Consider the following 19,449-nt stretch of genomic DNA (forward strand, 5'->3'; position numbering starts at 1 on the left):
TAAGCTTGGCCCATGCTCAGTTCCCCTTGGCTACTGCAACCTTATGTCTGGCTGCGAACTGCTCCGGCGTGACTGCTTTGCCGAACAGCGCCTGGATCATATCCAGATGGACCTGGGCAGCATTCGGCTTCATCTGCACATCCGCGAACAGGGTAATACTGCCGGCATTGTTCAATTCATTCAGCAGATCCACGTATAGCTGCGGCAGCTCCTCATTCGTGGTATCGACCTTGGTCGCCGGAATCACCCCCGCACTCGTCACTGAAGCCTCGCCCCATTTGAAGACAAAGTATTCGACAAAAGCCTTGGCCTCCTCCTTCACCCTCGACGATTCCGCTACGAACAGTCCGACACCCGGACCGCCTACCCAGTCCCCCGAATTCCCCTTCCCGCCTTCCACTGTAGGGAATTTGAAGAAGCCGACCTTGTCCTTGAAGGCCTGCGGAATCTCCGGGTTGGTCGTGAAGTTGGGCAGCTCCCAGGTACCGGTCAGGTACATGGCCGCCTTTTCTTCCATGAATTCCGATTTGCCCTCATCATACGACAAGCCGTTGAAGCCGTTGTTGAAGGCGTTCATATCGACGAGGTTCTGCACTTCCGCCGCAGCCTGCACCAGTCCGGGATCATCGAAATATCCCATCCCCTTCGTTGCCCGCTTGAGCGTCTCACTTCCGGCAATACGGTCCGCCAGATACATATACCAGAGCGAGCCTGTCCACCGGTCCTTATTGCCCAGCCCCACCGGAGGCACACCATGACTGGAGAGCGCTCTCACAACTGCCTTGAACTCCTCATACGTTGAAGGCACCTGAAGATTATATTGGGCGAAGATCTCTTTATTATAAAAGATCGGTGAGATGTTCATCTCCAGAGGCAGCGCATAGGTCTTGTTATCGACAACATAAGACTCTGTAGTGCTCTTCAGGAACTTATCCTTAAGCTGCCCGCCATGCAGGATGTCATCCAGCGGAGCGAATAATCCGCCTCTTACATAAGGCTCCATGAAGCCGGCTGCCCAGGTTATGCCCACATCGGGAAGGTCATTGGAAGCGGAGAGCACCTTGAGCTTGCTTTTATACTGCTCATTCTCCAGCACATCCTGCCTGATGATGATACCCGGATGCTCCTTCTCATATTCTGCGATAATCTGGCTGACCAGCTTATACTGCTGCGCGGAGAGTCCGGCGGGCCAGATGTGCATCATATGAATGGTTATTTTGGGAGAAGAGGCACCGGTAGCTGCAAGCTCACTATTATTGTCTCCCGCAGAGCCGCAGCCTGTCAGAACAAGCAGCCAGATGCAGGCCAGGAGCAGCCCCTTGGTCATGTGTTTCCTTCGCATTGCCATTGCCTCCCCATCTCACATTGCAAAAGGCCGTAATTATCCATGTAATCGCTATCATTCAAATTCTAGCATCGTACTCCGAGGCAGATAAGGGCACATTTATTGGCTAAAATACCACATTTATTTGATTTCCTGCGCTCCGCCCTTCATCTGCTGACGGTACCGGCTCGGGCTTATCGCCTCCAAGGACTTGAAAACCTTAATGAAATATTTATCCGTCCGATACCCTACACGCTCTCCAATCTCCCCGACCGGCAGCGCGGTCTGGAGCAATAACTCCTTCGCCCGCTGAATCCGCAGACGGGACAGATATTCCGTGAAGGAGACCCCCGCCTGCTCCTTGAACAGCACGCTGAAATAGCTGGCATTCAGGTGAATCATCCCCGCTACCTCAGCCATCGTCAGCTGTTCGTGCAAATGCTGCTCCACATAGGCAATGGCCTCCTTAACCGGCTGCCCCATCCCGGCCTGCTCCGGGTCAATCTCCAGCAGCTTGTGATCCACCAGCTTCTCCAGCTTCACATGGCGCTGCTGCTCCTCCTCCCGCTTCAGCGCATCCTCGACCACTGTCAGCAGCTCGGACTTGTCCAGCGGCTTCAGCAGATAATTGACTGCCCCCAGCCGCATCGCCTGCTGCACATAATCGAACTCCGCATAGCCGGAGATGACAATGATCACCGGCTTCCGGGGAGCTTCCTGCAGCGAATGGATCAGATCCAGCCCGCTCACCTCCGGCATGCGCACATCTGTGATCAGCAGGTGAACGCGCTCCTGCCGCAGCCGCTCGCGCGCTTCCACCCCGTTGTCGCAGGTCTCCACGATATACCGGCCTGCCGCCCATACTTCCAGCGTCTGCTTAATCCCCTGACGCGTTCTTGGTTCATCATCTACGATTAGAATCGTCTTGTTGCCCAGACTCATAGGTATCCCCTCCATTGCTTGGAATCTCAAACCTTATTACAGTCCCCTCAGACCGTCGGCTCTCTACGATCAGCCCCTCCGTCTTCATGCCCGCTTCCGCATAGTACAGCTTCAGCCGCCGCTGCACATTCACCAGCCCCACTCCGCTGCCCTTGGCAGAGACCGGCGGCCCGCCATCCAGCGCATCTCGCAGCGCCAGCAGTGTGGCCTCATCCATACCCGGCCCGTTGTCCGACACCTCAACTGAGGTCCACCCCTTGCGGGAGGAGGGGGTGATTATGACTTCAATCACGCCCTTGCCGACTCGGCTCTCCACGCCATGGAGAATGGCGTTCTCGACAATCGGCTGAATCAGCAGCTTGGGTACCGGTACAGCAGCCTCATGCGGGTCAAGCCTGATGTCCCAGGACAGCCGCTCTCCCATCCGCATCTCCATAATCCGCAGATACCGCCTGATCTGCTCCACCTCTTCACTCAGCGTGACCCATTCATCCTTGTTGTGCGGGCTGCCCATAATGTAGCGGAAGAGCCTGGACATCATGACCACTAATCCGGCCAGCTCCTCCTCCCCCTTCTCCTCCAGTGACCAGTTGAAGGCCTCCAGCGTATTGAACAGGAAATGGGGATTGATCTGCGCCTGCAAGGCTTTCAGCTCGGTCCGGCTCTGCAGGACCTCCTTCTCATAGACCACCCTGATCAAATCATTAATATTAGCCACCATACCGTTGTAGGTATTATTCAGCTCCCGGAGCTCCATGGTAGATACCTTCTGCGAATTGGGGGTCAGCACCCCCATGCGGGATTTGCGCATCGCCCGGATCAGGTGAATAATCGGCCGGGTAATCATTGTTGACAACAGAAAGGATATAATCAGGAACAGCAGGGTTCCGATTCCGCCTGACACCAGCAGCACCGTCCGCAGCACGGACAGTCCCTTGGTGACATAGCTGACAGGTGTCAGCACCAGCAGCGTCCAGGAGGTCTTGTCCGAGCGCAGCTTGACCTGCACATACTCCTTGCCCCGGAAGCTCACCGTCTGGTCTCCGCTCTCCAGCAGCGGCAGCAGATCCTCCTGCGGCGTTCCGCTGCTCCCGAGGAGCTGTCCTTCATCATTCACGAGCAGCACAGACTCTCCGCTGTCACTGCCGGAGAACGGATCGTCGAGCTGGAAGTAGCTGCGCTGGATGCGGGCCATCAGGTAGCCGCCCCGCGAGAACCAGCGGTCCATCAGGCTGACCTGGCGGATCGCCAGCAGGCTCTGTTCATCATGCGGATCAACGCCGATCCAGACCAGCCGCCCCTTCTGGGCATTAGCCTCACTGATATGCTGCTCGTTAATTCTGCTCTCCAGGCTGCCTTCCTTAATCGGGAACAGCAGCCTGTAATCAGCGGTATATAGCTCCAGCGAGCCAACGCTCGGCATGTACGCCTGATAGCTGGAGACAATCTGCAGCAGCGACTGGCGCTGATTGAAGGACACCTCATTGCCGTCCAGCTCCTCCAGCAGCAGCTGTTGAACGGTAGGATGATTGGCCACCTGCTCCATCAGACCGTCAATCTGGCCGGTCAGCGCATCCAGCCTTCCGTTGGCCTGAACCGCCGTCTGCTGGATGTGCCGCTCGGCATTATTTTTGAGCAGGATAGAGACACGGTCATACACAAATGCTCCGGACACCAGAATAATAATGAGCATCACCAGCAAAAAACCGATGAATATCTGATTGCGCAGTGTGTTGAGCTCTCTGAACCTCTGAAGCATCAGAATTCCTTCTTTCGTTGGCAGCGTTTCCAACTCTATTCTCCAAACCCCGGGAGTTTTGTCAAGATAAATCATTGCCCGCAGGCGAGAGACGGACCTGAGGTCCCCGCGGATACCAGCAACAAAAAACCCTTAGCACAGTTCTCCCGCTTCGAGGAGCTGCCCTAAGGGCTAACACAGAAGACTACTTAGATGAACATTATCGGAGTGATCCATTCGAAGTGCAGGGCTGCCCACAGCAGAACCAGCAATACCGCGCCGATGCAGTAGCTCATGATTTTGCGGCGGGTCGGCTCCAGATAAATATCCAGCGGAATCAAGATCAGAATTATACCCATCGCGATGATGTTAAGCAGAGGCTTATGATAAAAAATCCCCGCTGCATTCAAGGCAACCGCAAGGAGCGTCAGAAGCAGAAAATATTTTCTCATAGCTACATCATCCCTGTATTTGCCATTATTGTCAATCCAAAAAAAATAGCCCATTGCGGGCAAGGAACAGACAGCTGTATAAGGTTACTCTCCTCTAATTCCGTATAAACCGGTCAAAGAGCGGCAGCTTAGCGGATAGTAACGCTCTTCTTAATAGCCTTCGCGTCCAAATTCTTATTAACGAGCGTAGGCAGCATCTTCATGCTCCGGGTCATGGGCGAATTACATTGCCAGCAGGTAGGCACATGTTGGAAGGCAAAGTTGTCGCGTATCCATCCGGTGCATTCTTCCTTGGTGCAGGACCAGATAGCTGTCTCTTCCTGCGGAAGATCTACCATCGCTTTTTTACGAAAATACATAAGTACCCCTCCTAATAGCTTAGTTAGTGCGTCCTACGGACTGTTATGGCAGAACGGAAGCTTGTTCTCTACTACATGGTCATAAAAAAAACTACCCTCAACTGGTGTTAAGGGCAGCTTATTTGTGGAATTACAGTTTTACAACGTTCTCAGCCTGTGGTCCACGAGCGCCTTGAGTTACGTTGAACTCAACGCGTTGGCCTTCGTCCAAAGACTTGAAGCCTTCGCCAGTGATTGCGGAGAAGTGTACGAATACGTCGCTTCCGCCTTCAACCTCGATAAAACCGAAACCTTTGTCTGCGTTGAACCATTTTACTGTACCTGTTTGCATGATATTACCTCCAAAGTTTATTTAACACATGTCCTTTTATTCCTACGTATTGTACGAACAAATAAAAATTCACACATTGGAAAAGGCTTCATACACAAATGCTAACCTTTTACAATATGTGAATTAAGGGTTAAATTTATGATTGACTTCATTGTAGCACACTATTTTCCCAAATGCAAAGGGTTACTGCCAATAATACAAAATAAATTTTAAATTTTAGAGAACCTATGCCAGGCGCACGGCTTTGGGGGGATCAGCCGCGCACCACCGGCTAAGGCTTCAGTCGATATATCCGGCCAGTCCCTTGTCCATCAGGTAATCCATTTCCGCATCCAGAATGGTCTCCACCGTCAGCTCGTCCAGCTTCACATCACGCTGTGCAGTCACATAGTCGACCAGATCATCATTATCGATATCAACCTCGCCTTGTGCATTGGCCTTGGCCTTATTAATGAACGTCTGCTCATGCTTCAGCACCAGCCGGATAACGGCCGGAGCCACCTTCGTCTGTGCAGACAATACCTCCACCAGTTCCTGCTCATTCACTTCATTACTCATCTTCGTTCGTCAGCTCCTTGGTATCTATGAACCCTGATTGTACCACAAGTCCCCTTCAGGCGGGCAGCCTCATCTCCACCAAGGCAGAACCGGATATCCGGCGGCCCCTGCGGTTACAGTCTCCCCGATTCGCGGCGTGGCCAGCCGTACCCCTCTCAGCGCCGCAGCAGCCGAGATCCGTTCTGCCGGATCAGTCCAGTCATGCATCGACAGGGTGAATGCGCCCCAATGGATGGGGATCAGCAGACCTCCCTGCACATCGATGTGCGCCTCGACAGTCTGTTCAGGCAACATATGAATGTCCGCCCAGCGCGGATCATATTGGCCGCATTCCATGAGCGTAAGATCGAAGGGTCCATGGGTACGTCCGATCTCGGCAAAATGCGGGCCATACCCGCTGTCCCCGCTGAAGAAGACCTTGGTCTTCTCCCCCTCCATAATCCAGGAGCACCACAGCGTGGTGTTGCGGTCCAGCAGACTCCGCCCGGAGAAATGCCGCGCCGGAGCACAGGTGAAGGTTATCCCCTCATAGGTAAGCGTATCGCCCCAGTCCTGCTCGCGGATCTTGTCTGCGGCCACCCCCCAGCGGCGCAGATGGGCGCCGACACCCAGCGGTACAATGAACAGTCCTACCTTATCCTTCAGCTGGCGGATGGTTCCATAGTCCAGATGATCATAATGATCATGGGAGAGCAGCACCGCATCCAGCTGCGGCAGGAGGGCAGCCTCCAGCGGAAGCTGCTTGCTGTAGCGGCGGCCGCCGATGAACGGAAACGGGGACGGGGCACGGCCCAGCATAGGGTCGAGGAACAGGGTCAAGCCGTCCATCTCCAGCAGCACCGCTGAATGTCCGAACCAGGTAACCCGGGTGTCGCGGCCCGCTCCTATAGAGGACGGTAACAGCGGCTGCGGCTGAAGAGGCTCAGCGGGTCTGGAGTGGGGGTTGCCCTTAATGAAGTCCTTCAGAATGGAGAGTCCGCTGCTTCCAGCCTTGTCACCGCTCAGTTCCACAGTCTGCGGATAAGCAAATTTGCCCTTGCTGTAATGGGCGGAGCCGAGGTTACGCGCCCTCTCCTGCTCCCCGGCCCTGCGCCCGAACGCCGGATATACGGTCATGATAAGATACGCAGCGGCAACAACTGCAAGCAGAATAGAACCAATAATAATCAGGGTCATGCGGTAATCCTTCTTTCTGCGGGTTCATGTCTAGCGATTCCAGCCCATCTTATATAACAGGATCAGCCTTTCCTATTTCGCCTGGCCCAGCTTGCGAGCTACGATAAGAATGAGCAACAGCGAGACCACAATAATAATGGCATTGAAGCCCCAGCGGCCCTGAAGCCACCAGCTTGTGCCGGGCGGCTCTGCTGCCGTCACCGGTACCAAGGCCTCTGCACCAAGAGCAGCCTGCACAAGCTTCTCCCCGCTGATCCGGTCTTTGAAATTAATAATATCATACTGAGGAGCGGTTGCCAGCGCGTTGCCATAGCGCAAGGAATACGGAGTCTTCTCCCCTCCCGCGAATACAAGCCGGTCTACCAGATATTCGATCTTAAGGTCCGTGATGGAGATGGGGGCATCGTCCAGATTGTAGATAACCACCCGCAGGGAATCAGAAGAGGCTGGAGCCACAGGCTTAATCTCCGTCCGGGAGATCAGGGTATCCTTGAAATCCAGCCGGTACAGCTCCCCGCTTCCGGTGACCGGGAGCTTGATCCCGGCACTGTCATACAGTTCATAACGCCGCAGGAAATTCCCGGCGCTGCCGAGCATCACCTTCCCAATCTTCAGCCGGTCCGTGTTGCTTATAAGGATCTCGGTCCGGTTCTCCACCTGCGTAATCTCCGCCTGCGGCGATTTCTGCCGCATGAATGCAGCCGTGCTCCACTCCCGGCTGCTGTCTACCAGCGTCAGGCCGGGGAACTCCAGCCCCTCCGGGTTGTTCTTCACCACAAGCCGGTAATAGCCGAACTTGTAGCTGCGCTCCAGCGTAATGCTGTCCGCACTCAACCCGTTCGTGGCATACAGATCCCCTGTACCAAGCTGCTCCCAGGCCTGCCCGTCATAGCCGCCCCACACCTCCACATGCTTCAGGAAGGATTCTGCGGGCAATTCGAACACCAGGCGGTTCCCCTGAATATCGACATGCTCGGCAAGCGGCTTAATCTGATAATCCAGCAGAGTATCCGTTCCTTTCACTGCCTTGTGGATCAGAGCCGAGGAGTAGACCGCACTATGCTCCTCCACCGTCTCTGCTCCACTCTCCCTATAATAGGGAACCGGAGCGCCGGTGCTGTCCTGTATACGCAGATCGCGCAAGTCCTCTGCCGCCGAGCGGTACACCGCTTCATCCAGATACAATTCATAGTACGGAGCCGCCTCGGGGACGGAGATTTCACGCGAGAACTTCCATTGCCCGCCGCCCGACTTCTCCGCTCCCCCGGATGCCGCTGCTGCACTGTGCTCCGGGAAAGCGCCGGGCCCCAGCACAAGTCCGCCCAATACAGCGAGCAGCACAGCTGCTCTAGCTCTCCGGCCTGTCTTGCTCAGCAAGCGCATAAGCTTCCTCCATTCTGACCGATATCCGCTGGTAGAGGTAGGATATCCCCAGCAGGCAGAGTCCGAAGCTGAAGTACGCGATGATCTTGCTGCCGGTGTTCAGCAGGGTCAAGTCATAGAGCAGCAGCTTGCCGGTTGCCAGCAGGGACAGCGCCAGGCCGAAGCGGCGGATATACAGATATCTTTTCCAGAAGCCGTACATAATGAACAGCACGGCCAGCAGCAGATAGAGCAGACTGAAGGCCAGCCCGCCGTCACGCACCTGCATCTGCACCCCCAGGAACGCCGTAATCATCACCAGCAGATAGATACCCATAGCTACCGGGTACAGCTCTATATTCTTGTAATCGCGCAGCAGCGTCGTCCGCAGCAGTCTGGCACTGCTGAACCACACGAACACATTGAACAGGATCAGCAGACCCAGCACCACAATATCTGCAGCTGTGCTGCGGGACCAGCCTTCCGGAAGACTGGGCAGACCCAGTGTGATGCCAATACAGACTGCATAGGCGATCCCGTGCAGCACCAGGACCATGATGCCGACCACCCTGTCATACAGAACGCTCACCTTCGGCAGCGCATAAGCGAGTCCAGAGGTTAAGAGACCCGCCAGCAGCAGCTTGTAAAAGGCATTGTGCGCCATATCCTCCGGCACCATCCGGTCGTACAGGCGTAATGCTTCATACACCACATACCCGTAGAAGTTGACGATAGCCGCATATTTGAACCAGACGGTAGCCTGCACCTCCGCAGGCGTGCTGCGGAGCAGCATCTCCTGATTCGAATAACGGATGGCATACAATAAGGCTACAATCATCATTCCCGCCGTAATGAATGTATATTTCAGATCGAAATAGGTGTTCGTGTAGTAGATTACCGCATTATAATCCGAGAGCTGCAGCAGAACGTCGAATCCGAAGAAGGTCAGCAGACAGAGGGAAAGGATGCCCCAGCCTGCACGTTCTGCCATTTTGAAGCGGTACAGATGTCCGTAGACTGTAAGCGCCACGCCTTCCACCAGCCAGCCGATCGACCACCAGGCCGCTCCAAGCTGGAATGGAATCATCAGAATGGCGAAGGTCAGTGAGGTGACATAGAACAGCAGACGGCTCTCGCGTTCCTGCGGCATCTGCTTCTCCAGCAGCACGCCAAGCCCCAGATACATCAGGCAGAAGGCCAGCGCCAGCGCGCCTTTGAATTCATCCAGACCGGCATTCAGGAACAGAAGATACAGCGTTATGCAGCTAACGAGCGTGTTACAGCCCAGCAGGCCGAAGTCCAGCCAGTTCAGCTTCGTCTTGAATTTGAACGGATACCAGAGGGTAATACCCAGATACATGGCGAAGGTCAGCACAGCGCAGAGAATGCCCGCAGCATAGCTATCCGCCAGATAAATCAGCAGCAGGATAGACGGCGTATTGAACAGGAAGCTGATGTAATTGACAACCACCCAGCGCTTGCGCAGAGAGATCAGCAGAATCAGCAGGTTCAGCACGAACAGATATCCCATAGCCGCGTACACCGCACTCCCCTCCAGCCCGAAGGCTCCAATATAAGAGAAGAGCGGCAGATAGCCCCCTACAAGCCCCATGGAACAGATCGTCCGTGACTCATAGCGCAGCGACAGCAGCACAGCGGACAGCGTGACCAGCACCGACAGGCCGATCCCGGCCCATAACCCGATAATCTCCAGCAGAAAATAACTGTAAAATATCGAGCCGTACAGCACCGACACCCCGCCGCCAATCAGACCCAGTGCGAAGGCTCCCCGCCCCTTGCGGAACAGCCACTCCCCGCCCGCCAGCATGACTGCCCCCAGCAGGAAGAAGGCGCTGCCCTTCATATAATCATTGAACCAGGTGGAGTAGGTGTATCTGAACCCGGCGCCCACAGCCAGGATTAGCAGCAGAATCCCCAGGCGGTTGATCCAGTTCAGGCCGATCTTCATTTCGATCCGGTTCTGCTTGCGGCGGCGCTGCAGGGTCTCCTCATCAACCCCTTCAGCAGCCAAATCATCCAGACCGCTGTCCATCGTCCCCCTGAGCGAACGCTCTGCCTCCCGCTGCCATTGTCTGCGCAGCAGGATACTCTCATTCAGCTTCGCCTGTACCTCATCCAGAATGTAAGTGATCTGGGACTTCTCCTGGCCCAGCTCGCGTGCCCCGATACTGTACATCTCCTCTATTCGCCGCTTGGCGTCCTGCTCGAAGGACGTCAGACGGTCGAGATACGCATGATCCCGGGAGGCAAAATAAGTCTGCAGCTTCTGCCGCGATACCCGCAGAATGCCCAGCTTCTCATCCAGAATCTGCTCCGCCAGCGCAGTCCGCAGCTCCGAGTTATCGCGCTCAAGCCTCGCAGCCTGAGCCTTCAGCTCCGCCAGGCTCTGCCTGTTTGCCCCATTTTCCGTTCTTAACACTTCGTTCTCACGGACGAGATCACTGCTCTCGTATTCTTCAATCAAAGACTGGTATTCCTTCAAAAGCCCGTCCTGCTGCTGCTGCACAGCCCTCATCCGATCTCTGAAATCCTCCATAGCCGCCCCCCAGTATCTGCTAATCGGCAAATTGTTAATATATTGATATTACTATATTTCTAATTACCACCACAGACCTTACAAAAACCACATCGCTTAGTTAAGATCCTGTCACATTTTTGTCTTGGCAGACGTTATAGGTTTATTATTATCTTAATATTCGGGAGATGGGGAGAATCGTACATTGAAACTGAACCTGCATAAACCACAACAACGTTATATCCTCATCTTGTTACTGCTGCTGGTCTTCCTGCCTGTGCCTTTTATACATAAAGCGATGACTAAGCTAAGCATTACCGGCCTTGACGGAGTCGAATTCAAAACAGATGCCTATGCACTGACAGCGGACCATAAGCTAATGCTGGATAAAGATATCGCTGAACGGATTCTGAATGCACGTATCGGCTGGGAGAAGGAGGCTTCGCTCCCCAAGGGTGTGTACTATAAGGATCATGTGGCGGTGCTCATGTATCACCATCTGACGAAAGACCCGTTAATGCTCTATCCCGGCGTATTACCCGCAGCACAGTTCGATGAGCAGATGCAGCTCCTGATGCAGGAGGGCTTCCATGTCATTACGATGAAGCAGTACCGGGAATTCATGCTGGACCGCGCGCCGGTTCCCGATAATGCGGTTCTATTGACGTTCGATGACGGCTATGAGAGCTTTTACAAGCTGGCGTTTCCCATTCTGCAAAAGTACGGCTACACCGCAGTGAACTTCATCATTGTCTCTGATGTAGACAACACTAGTAAGCGTCAGGTGCCCAAGCTGACCTGGGAGCAGATGCGGGAGATGAAGCGCGCCGGAATGGGCTTTTATAATCATACGTATAATCTGCATTATTACGCCGAAGTCGATGCAGAGGGCGGCACCCGCCCGGCGGCGAGCTCCCTGCTGTACATTCATGATGAGAACCGGAATGAACTGAATGAAGAATACTACAGAAGAGTAACCGGGGACCTGGCTCATGCAGAGCGCAGGCTGAAAGAAGAATTGGGCAATACCGATTCGGCTATCGCTTTCCCTTACGGCTCCTATAACGACAAGCTGCTGGAAGTCTGTGATTCACTCGGCATCCGTCTGAAATTCAATATCGGGCTGGGCCTGAGCTCCAGAACTACCCTGAACGCTCCACGAATCAATGAAGGGAACCGGTCCCTAACCCCAGAGCTGTCCATCCAGCAGCTGAAGCAATTCGAGCCGCCGATGATTCTGACCGTGAATGGGAAGAAGGTTCTCCTTACCGGAACTCCGCCGGAGCTGCGGAACGGGAAGGTCATGGTTCCGCTGGATGCGATATGCTCAGAGCTAGGCGTAGCGATGCATTACGACCGCAGCAGCGCGGTCCTGAAGCTGACGCGTCTTTAGCCAGAACAAGGCCGGTTGAGGCCGCGCCTACCCCTTAGCCGCCTGACGCACCATAGGCTCACGGCCTAAGGTTACCCGGTTCTTGCCGGTGGCCTTGGACAGGTAGAGGGCCTCGTCCGCCTCGCGGTACAGGTCCTCGAAGGTCACATCCGTGCGATCCGTAAAAGCAATGCCGATGCTCACCGTAAGCTGGATATGATGCCCTCCGTCCAGCTCAACGATGTGCTCTCCCATAGCTGTGCGGAAGCTCTCCGCCTCCTTCAAGGCCGCAGCTTCGCTGCCGGTTAAGAAGCAGACGGCGAACTCTTCGCCGCCTACGCGCCCGGCAATTCCTTTGTTATGATATACCCGCATAATCTTGCCAGACAAATCCACCAGTGCCTGATCACCGGCCATGTGTCCGTATGTATCATTAATTAATTTGAAATCATCGATGTCGAACAGCAGCAAGGCCATGCCCGCGCCGATCTGTGCGGAATAATTCTGCACCAGCCTCATGAAATGCCTGCGGTTGTACAGCCCGGTCAGATCGTCCACCGTGGCCTGATACAGCAGCTCCCGCTCATAGCGCTTCTTCTCGCTGAGATCACTGAATACCAGCAGCATTCCCGTACTCTTCGCCCGGACCTGCTCTGTGGCAATGAGCGCAACCCCATAGCAGGACCCGCTCCGGCCGGGAGGCTCGATTTCGAACTGGCCTTCCCTCCGCTCCGCATAGCAGGCCGACAGCTGCCCGTGCTGCCTCAGCAGCGGCTGAATGCTAGTGCCCATCCAGTTCTCCGGCTTCTCCTCCAGCAGCTCAGAGAGCATAGCAGCAGCAGCCTCATTGATATCCATTATGTAATCGTAGCGGTCCGTCAGGACGATACCGTCCTTCATATTCTCGAAGATTTTATTCTTAGCCAGCGGATATAAGGACAGTCTGGGATCGCGGAACAAGGTGAGGTAAGCGGCCACGATGGGCGGCAGGTAGGTGAAGGCCGTGAAGCCTGTAATCGTAATGTGCAGCAGCGGAAGCAGGAACACCGCCAGGACCGGCACCAGCAGACTGAATAACAACAGCGCATTATGGCGGAAATAATACCTGGGACCGTTCAGGAGGGAGATCGCCAGCAGATATACAGCATACAGTCCGAATAACTGATCGTACGCGATGAGAATCATGCTGAGTACCGTGGGCTTCACTACGATTCCGGTAACACCGGCCACCGTAGCCAGTCCGACCTCACTGCGCATCAGATGATGGTAAGAGTCGGTGAAGATCAGCAGCACATCCACCGCCACCGGGATACAAAAATAAATAAGCCTCTTGGACAAACCCTCAGAGGAACGGGATACATACTCTTTAATAACCGCATAGGTGAAGATCGCACTCAAAAAAAGCGGGCCCTGCTGCACATTCTTCCACCATAGCTTCGCCTCGAAGGAATCCGTTAGAATCTCTCCGGCTGTAGCCGCGAAGATCATGCTGACCAGCAGCATCAATATCCATAAATAGCATCTTCCTGGTGTATGTCGGTGCTTGTAAGAACCGATGCCCATGTAGAGACTTAGAACGCTGCCCATTACCAAGTAAAACGGATAACCCTGCATCCACGGCATGTCATATTTCTCCTATTTTTGAGATTGCTTTGCCTTATTATATCCTACTCTTTCGCACAAATGAATCATCCTGCCAAAAAATACTACCGGTACCTAAAGTACCGGACAAAACAAAAGAGGATACTCCTTCACCATCTGCATGGATGCGGGAATATCCTCTATAGCAATACCATTATTTCTTCTGAGCGAGACGTTGTTTGAACTTGTCAACGCGGCCGCCAGTTTCGGTATCTCTTTGTTTACCTGTGTAGAACGGGTGGGATGCAGAGCTGGAGTCTACACGGATTACCGGGTAAGAGTTGCCGTCTTCCCATTCCATAGTTTCACCGGATGATTTGGTGGATGAGCTAAGGAATTTGTAGCCTACGCTAGCATCGAAGAAAATAACCTGGTTGAACTTAGGGTGTATGCCTTGTTTCATTGTAGTAACCTCCTTTCCGTACGGATACAACTTATGAAGAATTATTGAAGCCATCTCTTGGTCTATTTGAAAATCCGGTTAGACAAAGGGAGATGCGTAAATCTTCCGATTTTTACACGCCATACTATCATACGTGAAATGAGCCGCTGAGTCAAGAGCCTGTCCTAGAGCGATTTCACCATTCCGCCGTCGATCAGCAGGGACTGTCCGGTTATATAAGTATTGGCAAAAGAACCGAGGAATACCGCCGCCTTGCCGAACTCCTCCGGCGTGCCGGTTCTTCCCAGCGGAATCGCCTTCAGGGCTTCCTCCTGAATCTGCGCAAGTGTGATGCCCTGCGCGTCCGCCCGCTTGCCGTCAAGCTGGAGGATCCGGTCTGTGCCGATCCGTCCGGGGGCCAGGCTGTTGATCAGGATGCCCTCCGGGGCAAGCTCTGTAGCCAGGCTCTTGTTCAGCGCGCTCACGCCTGCGCGGAACACATTCGAGAGAATCAGCCCCGCGATGGGCTGCTTGATCGAGACCGAGCTGATGCTGACGATCCGCCCTCCCCCTGCGCTGCGCATATGCGGCAGCGCCTCGCGGATCAGGCGGACCGCGCTCATCAGCGTAAGCTCGAAGCCGCCGCTCCAGTCAGCGTCGGCCATATCCCCGAAGCTGCCGCCCGGAGGCCCGCCGGCGTTCGTGACCAGCACCTCCAGGCCGCCGCCGAATTCGGCGGCCGTCCACACCGCCCGGGCAATCTCCTCCGGGCGGGTCACATCCAGCTCCGCTACGGCGACCTCCTGTCCCGTAGCCTCACGGATCGCCTGCCGCGCCGTCTCCAGCTGCGGCAGGCTCCGGCTCGCAATCGTCACCCTCGCCCCTTCACGGGCATACTCCAGGGCGGTCGCCAATCCCAGCCCCTTACTCGCTGCCGCAACGAGCACCGATTTCCCCTCAAGACCCAAATCCATCGTCCAGTCCTCCTGTCAGATTGGTTGCAGGACTTCCTGCTCCCACTCATTATACATCGTATTCCAGTTCCTTTTTGGCCTGGACAATGAAATCCAGCGGATTCTCGATGGTGTCCGCCGCATATTCCACTGCACCGATCTTCAGCCCCAAGGTGACCTTGTACTTGCCGGAGAACTCCGAGTCATTCAGCTCCTGCAGCCGCTGTTTGATCCGCTCAATGACAATCTTGGCCCCTTCCCGGTCCGTGAAGAGCAGAAGGCCCCAGGTAGCATCCTCCTTGTCCAGCAGATACAGCGCGTCATTGGTACGAATGCTCGACTGGCTGAGCTGGGAGACATCGTAGATGGCTTCGGACAGCTGCTCTTCCGGGATCAGGCGGCGGATTTCATTCCAGTACTTCACCTTCACCACAAGCAGCGTCAGCGGGATTTTATAACGGACCGAGATTCCGGTGAACAGGCTGGCGTCCTTCTGAAAAGAAATGCTGTTGCGCAGATCCGTATTCTCATCCACCGCAGCCAGATTATTCGTGCGCTTCAGCAGCCGTTCATTCTCTGCCTGCAGCTCACGGGTGCTTGAGGTGAAGACCCACAGCACCACCGTAAACAGCGGGGTCATAATCAGCCAGAAATACGTCTCTACACCGATCGATGCGCCCTGCGATACCGTCTGATAGACCACGAAGAAGCCGTAACCGAAGACAAACGCCAGATTCAGCGTCAGTCCCGCCGTGACCGTGGTGAAATACGTGACCAGCGCCAGGATGAACGATACATTCAGAATAATAATGTTCTGGACGTAGTTATCCGGTGAGCCCGCGATATATACGATGCAGGCGAAGATCAGAACCAGAAAGGCCAGGAAGCCCAGATCCGAGGTTAGACTGCTGCGGTTACGTCTCACGCTTGATCACCACGTTTCTTCTTATGTTTGCGCAGCATCAGAATCAGCGCCACGACCACCAGCGTCACGATCATCACCGCTGCGGTCACGAAGCCCAGCACATCGCTGCGCTCCACCACCCGCGAGACCAGAGAGTCCGGCTTGGCGCCGGAGACCGTCTTGAAGCGGTAGGCATTCACCGTGCCGTCCTTATCCGCTACAACGCCGTCACCGTACACCCTCCACCGGTCCTTCTCGCTCCCGATCAGCTTGGAGACTACGAAGTAGCTCTCTGAGCTGACCGCAGTGACTGCCAGCAGGCCTCGTCCGCTCTCGTAAGGGGATTCCAGGAGCTGGAGCGTGCCGATGGCGGCTCCGTACTGCTCGTCCAGAGCGATTTTCTCATTGGAGAGGAGGGTTGATCCTTCTTTGTTATACTTGAAAAAGAGCTTGCCGTTGTTGTCACGGATCACCTTGTTATTCTTATAGGTCCCGATTGCAATGATATTGTTGTCCTTCAGGTTATCCGCTGCTGCGTTATCGCTGTAAAAGTGGACATCACCGGTATTTCCTCCGGCAAACTGCCCGAGCATATTGAAGACATTCCCGAGGCTCCGGTAGGTGTAATCATCCCTCTCCTTCGGCAGCACCACCGCCACACGGTTGAAGATGCCGTCCCGCAGGAACGGATAAGGGTAATTGCTCAGCAGGAGGTCGGTGCGGTCCTTCGTGTTCAGGCGCATGAGCGATTCCTTGCTGATATAGGCCCACGGCATCTCCTCTTTGTTCGGTGTACAGAGCATACTCGCAAGCTCCAGATCGAAAGCCACCGTCACGGTGAAGTTGCCGGAGATATTCAGGCTCTGCGGCACATTCAGATTCAGCACATCACCGTTGGCCAGCTCCTTCGTCAGCTTCTTGCTGCCGATGGGCGTATTATTGATGCTCACCGTCACCAGGGAACGGTTGAAGTCCAGATTCGCCGCATACCGGAAATCCAGGCTGATTCTGCCGTCATCCGCAATGGAGCGGTTGGACGGGAGAGAGACGAAATACGTCTGCTCCTGATGATTCGGCCCGGTGAGCTTGTCCCCCGTCTCCGTGAACGTAATGTTCGAGCTGATGGCCGGCGCAGGGTTCACTACATCGGTAGCACCAGTAACAACCTTCAGATCCTTGCGGAGCTGGCTCACCAGCTCCCGGCTTGCCATCAGCCGTCCGGCCTTGATCAGCAGGCTCTCATCCTTGGAGGTCACCACCAGCGTAGGCAGGGAATCCTTGTTCACCAGCTGAATGACCGCATGGGTGCCGAGGTCATCCGCCGTACTTACCAGCTTCTTGATCCTATCGGGCAGATGATCATACATAGCCACCAGCACTACTGCACTCTTGTCCTTGACGGTATCCTCGCGGTATGGCAGCAGCGGAATGGTTCTGTCATTCAGCGTGTTGCCTTTGGCGAATCCCGAGAGGGCGTAAGTAGCACTCTCCAGCTCTGCTCCGCTGGCATTCTGCGGCACGGCGAGCAGACTTTGTTCATTTTTCACCGTATCCATTCCTGAGAATCTGGCACTGAAATCCTGAATGCCTCCAGTAATGGCCTTCGGTGTATAATTCACAGCAATGTTCGAGGTGTTGAACAGATGCAGCCAGCTGTCCTGCATATCATCGATATTGCACAGCTCATAGCCGCCCGTCGTGGTTCTTAAGCTCCCCTGTATCCTTAGCGTATTGCTACCCTTGGTCAGGAACCCTTTGGGCGCCTCTACACTCAGGCTCTGCTGCCCGTTATTGTCCAAGGACGGCCGGAAGGAATAGAACGGAATGCCGTTCAGCGACAGTGTTACGCTCGACAGCTTATCCTCACTGATCTGTGAGGTCTGGAATTGCAGATTGATCATCACTTTATCCACATTCCAGTAATCCATGACTGTGAAGAACTGCTGCTGGGAGCTTGCGCCCCTCAGCGAGACATCGCTGGTGAACAGCGTCTCATACGTTGCTCCGGCTTCACCGGGAAGCACCGCCGCCTGCGCCGCAGGAATTTGAACCAGGAAGAGGGAGAGGCAGAGCAGCACTGTTAGGATCTGTTTTTTCATCATGTTCCGTATCTCCTGTATATCTTATTTCTGGACCTCCGGCGCACTAGTACCGCTCGGTTTTGTACCACTTGACTTCCCGTTTGAAGATAACGTCTTTGAAATAGTTGTACAGCCCGTAAGCGGCCACTACCATCCAGAGCTGGCAATACGAGACGTACATCAGCAGAATGATCCACAGGTTCGACAGGCTCATCTCGCCCTTCTCCGTGGTCAGGGTAACGAAGATCCCCACCACGAACAGCACAATGGCGAGCAGCCACAGGAAGCTGCTGAGCCCGGCGATGGTGGTATGTACATACCCCATGGCATGAAGCACGAGCAGAATATCCGAGGTGACCAGCGAGATCAGCAGCAGGAAGTAGATCGAGACATAATACAGAATATCGAAGCGGATCTTGACCGCCTTCCGGTCGAACAGAAGCGGAAGGTTCTTCACAATGACATAGATATTGCCCTTCGCCCAGCGTGTCCGCTGCTTGAACCATACCTTCACCGTCTGCGGCTCCTGCTCCCAGGTGACCGACTTCGGCTGGAACTTGATCCGGTAGCCCATCATATAGATGCGGAAGCTGATCTCCGTATCCTCGGCAATTGCCTTCACATCCCAGCCGCCGATGCTCTCGACAATGGTCCGGCGCATAATGAAGTTTGTTCCCGGGATCGTACAGAGCTTGAACAGCTTCCAGCGCCCTGCCTGCGCCATCCACTGGAAGGACAGCGTCTCGATATTAATGAACCGGGTCAGCAGGCTGGCATTCCGGTTGCGGGTTCTGAACTTGCCGATCACCGCCCCGAGGGTGGCATCATTCATAATCTCCGCCACCAGGTATTTCAGCGCCGTGCGCTCCGGCGTATTGTCGGCATCATAGATCGCAATCAGCTCCCCGCTGCTGCGGGTGAAGCCGATGTTCAGCGCATTGGATTTCCCTTTGCCGCCTGTGACGGCGTCCGTATTGATAATGATCAGCTTGCGCTGCGGATTCCGCTCCTGGATAGCAGCCAGCAGCTCAGCGCTGTTGTCTGACGAATTATCATTGATGACGATAATCTCATACCGGTCATGCGGGTAATCCAGTGCCAGCAGGGATTCCACGGTTTTGCTGATGACGACCCCCTCATTGTGGGCAGGAACCATAATCGTCACCATGGGATGCTCCCCGGTAATCTCAGGCACCGGTTCGTTTTCCGTTTGAATGTAGTACAGATACCCCGCTATAATCAGCATCACATTCACCAGCAGCAGGGACCAGATACAGATGACCGCGATCACCATCAATACGTCTGAGATCGTCATAGTATTCTCCTAAACTCGCTATA

General features: G+C 54.7%; 17 protein-coding genes. 1 reads left to right on the top strand and 16 read right to left on the bottom strand.

Annotation, left to right across the window (positions count from 1 at the left end):
* Nucleotides 1-16: 16 nt before the first annotated feature.
* From MKX51_RS29765 to MKX51_RS29810, 10 genes are all read right to left on the bottom strand, one after another.
* Nucleotides 17-1,342: an extracellular solute-binding protein gene (locus MKX51_RS29765; RefSeq protein ID WP_340994875.1), complete on the bottom strand. Its 1,326-nt coding sequence runs from the start codon at nucleotides 1,340-1,342 to the stop codon at nucleotides 17-19.
* Between the two features lie 123 nt (nucleotides 1,343-1,465).
* Complete coding sequence (locus MKX51_RS29770) at nucleotides 1,466-2,266, bottom strand: response regulator transcription factor (protein WP_340994877.1); 801 nt, start codon at nucleotides 2,264-2,266, stop codon at nucleotides 1,466-1,468.
* On the bottom strand, nucleotides 2,229-4,025 hold the full coding sequence (locus tag MKX51_RS29775) for a cache domain-containing sensor histidine kinase (protein ID WP_340946317.1): 1,797 nt from the start codon (nucleotides 4,023-4,025) through the stop codon (nucleotides 2,229-2,231). The genes MKX51_RS29770 and MKX51_RS29775 overlap by 38 nt, the downstream gene beginning before the upstream one ends.
* Before the next feature lie 188 nt (nucleotides 4,026-4,213).
* Nucleotides 4,214-4,456 carry a hypothetical protein gene (locus tag MKX51_RS29780; protein WP_340994879.1) on the bottom strand — a complete coding sequence of 81 codons (243 nt, stop codon included), beginning with the start codon at nucleotides 4,454-4,456 and terminating at the stop codon, nucleotides 4,214-4,216.
* A 128-nt stretch (nucleotides 4,457-4,584) separates the two neighbouring features.
* Nucleotides 4,585-4,815, bottom strand: a complete 231-nt coding sequence (locus MKX51_RS29785) for a cold-shock protein (protein WP_036691977.1) — start codon at nucleotides 4,813-4,815, stop codon at nucleotides 4,585-4,587.
* Nucleotides 4,816-4,945: 130 nt separating this feature from the next.
* Complete coding sequence (locus MKX51_RS29790; RefSeq protein ID WP_036722718.1) at nucleotides 4,946-5,146, bottom strand: cold-shock protein; 201 nt, start codon at nucleotides 5,144-5,146, stop codon at nucleotides 4,946-4,948.
* Nucleotides 5,147-5,425: 279 nt separating this feature from the next.
* The gene (locus tag MKX51_RS29795; RefSeq protein WP_340994880.1) at nucleotides 5,426-5,704 is read right to left on the bottom strand and encodes a hypothetical protein; all 279 of its coding nucleotides are present in this window, start codon (nucleotides 5,702-5,704) and stop codon (nucleotides 5,426-5,428) included.
* 69 nt (nucleotides 5,705-5,773) lie between these two features.
* Entirely contained in the window at nucleotides 5,774-6,880 is a 1,107-nt protein-coding gene (locus tag MKX51_RS29800) for an MBL fold metallo-hydrolase (RefSeq protein ID WP_340994881.1), read from the bottom strand.
* A 72-nt stretch (nucleotides 6,881-6,952) separates the two neighbouring features.
* Nucleotides 6,953-8,263 (bottom strand): DUF3999 family protein, encoded by a 1,311-nt coding sequence (locus tag MKX51_RS29805; RefSeq protein WP_340994882.1) that lies wholly within the window; start codon nucleotides 8,261-8,263, stop codon nucleotides 6,953-6,955.
* On the bottom strand, nucleotides 8,229-10,799 hold the full coding sequence (locus tag MKX51_RS29810; protein ID WP_340994883.1) for a DUF2339 domain-containing protein: 2,571 nt from the start codon (nucleotides 10,797-10,799) through the stop codon (nucleotides 8,229-8,231). The genes MKX51_RS29805 and MKX51_RS29810 overlap by 35 nt, the downstream gene beginning before the upstream one ends.
* Before the next feature lie 184 nt (nucleotides 10,800-10,983).
* Here MKX51_RS29810 and MKX51_RS29815 point away from each other — a divergent pair, with 184 nt between their 5' ends.
* Nucleotides 10,984-12,171: a polysaccharide deacetylase family protein gene (locus MKX51_RS29815; protein WP_340994885.1), complete on the top strand. Its 1,188-nt coding sequence runs from the start codon at nucleotides 10,984-10,986 to the stop codon at nucleotides 12,169-12,171.
* A gap of 27 nt (nucleotides 12,172-12,198) precedes the next feature.
* On the opposite strand, the gene MKX51_RS29820 is transcribed toward MKX51_RS29815, so the two are convergent.
* The 6 genes from MKX51_RS29820 to MKX51_RS29845 form a co-directional block, all read right to left on the bottom strand.
* On the bottom strand, nucleotides 12,199-13,773 hold the full coding sequence (locus MKX51_RS29820; RefSeq protein WP_340994886.1) for a sensor domain-containing diguanylate cyclase: 1,575 nt from the start codon (nucleotides 13,771-13,773) through the stop codon (nucleotides 12,199-12,201).
* Between the two features lie 172 nt (nucleotides 13,774-13,945).
* The gene (locus MKX51_RS29825) at nucleotides 13,946-14,194 is read right to left on the bottom strand and encodes a type B 50S ribosomal protein L31 (protein WP_036722727.1); all 249 of its coding nucleotides are present in this window, start codon (nucleotides 14,192-14,194) and stop codon (nucleotides 13,946-13,948) included.
* A gap of 164 nt (nucleotides 14,195-14,358) precedes the next feature.
* A complete protein-coding gene (locus MKX51_RS29830) occupies nucleotides 14,359-15,147 on the bottom strand; it encodes an SDR family oxidoreductase (RefSeq protein WP_340994887.1) in 789 nt (262 codons plus the stop codon).
* Between the two features lie 49 nt (nucleotides 15,148-15,196).
* The gene (locus MKX51_RS29835; RefSeq protein ID WP_340994889.1) at nucleotides 15,197-16,051 is read right to left on the bottom strand and encodes a diguanylate cyclase domain-containing protein; all 855 of its coding nucleotides are present in this window, start codon (nucleotides 16,049-16,051) and stop codon (nucleotides 15,197-15,199) included.
* Nucleotides 16,048-18,132, bottom strand: coding sequence for a cellulose biosynthesis cyclic di-GMP-binding regulatory protein BcsB (locus MKX51_RS29840; RefSeq protein WP_340994891.1), 2,085 nt, complete (start codon nucleotides 18,130-18,132; stop codon nucleotides 16,048-16,050). Before MKX51_RS29840 ends, MKX51_RS29835 begins: the two co-directional genes overlap by 4 nt.
* 43 nt (nucleotides 18,133-18,175) lie before the next feature.
* A complete protein-coding gene (locus MKX51_RS29845; protein ID WP_340994892.1) occupies nucleotides 18,176-19,426 on the bottom strand; it encodes a glycosyltransferase family 2 protein in 1,251 nt (416 codons plus the stop codon).
* Between the last annotated feature and the right edge of the window lie 23 nt (nucleotides 19,427-19,449).

This window comes from Paenibacillus sp. FSL M7-0420, assembly GCF_038002345.1.
Lineage (GTDB): Bacteria > Bacillota > Bacilli > Paenibacillales > Paenibacillaceae > Paenibacillus_AQ.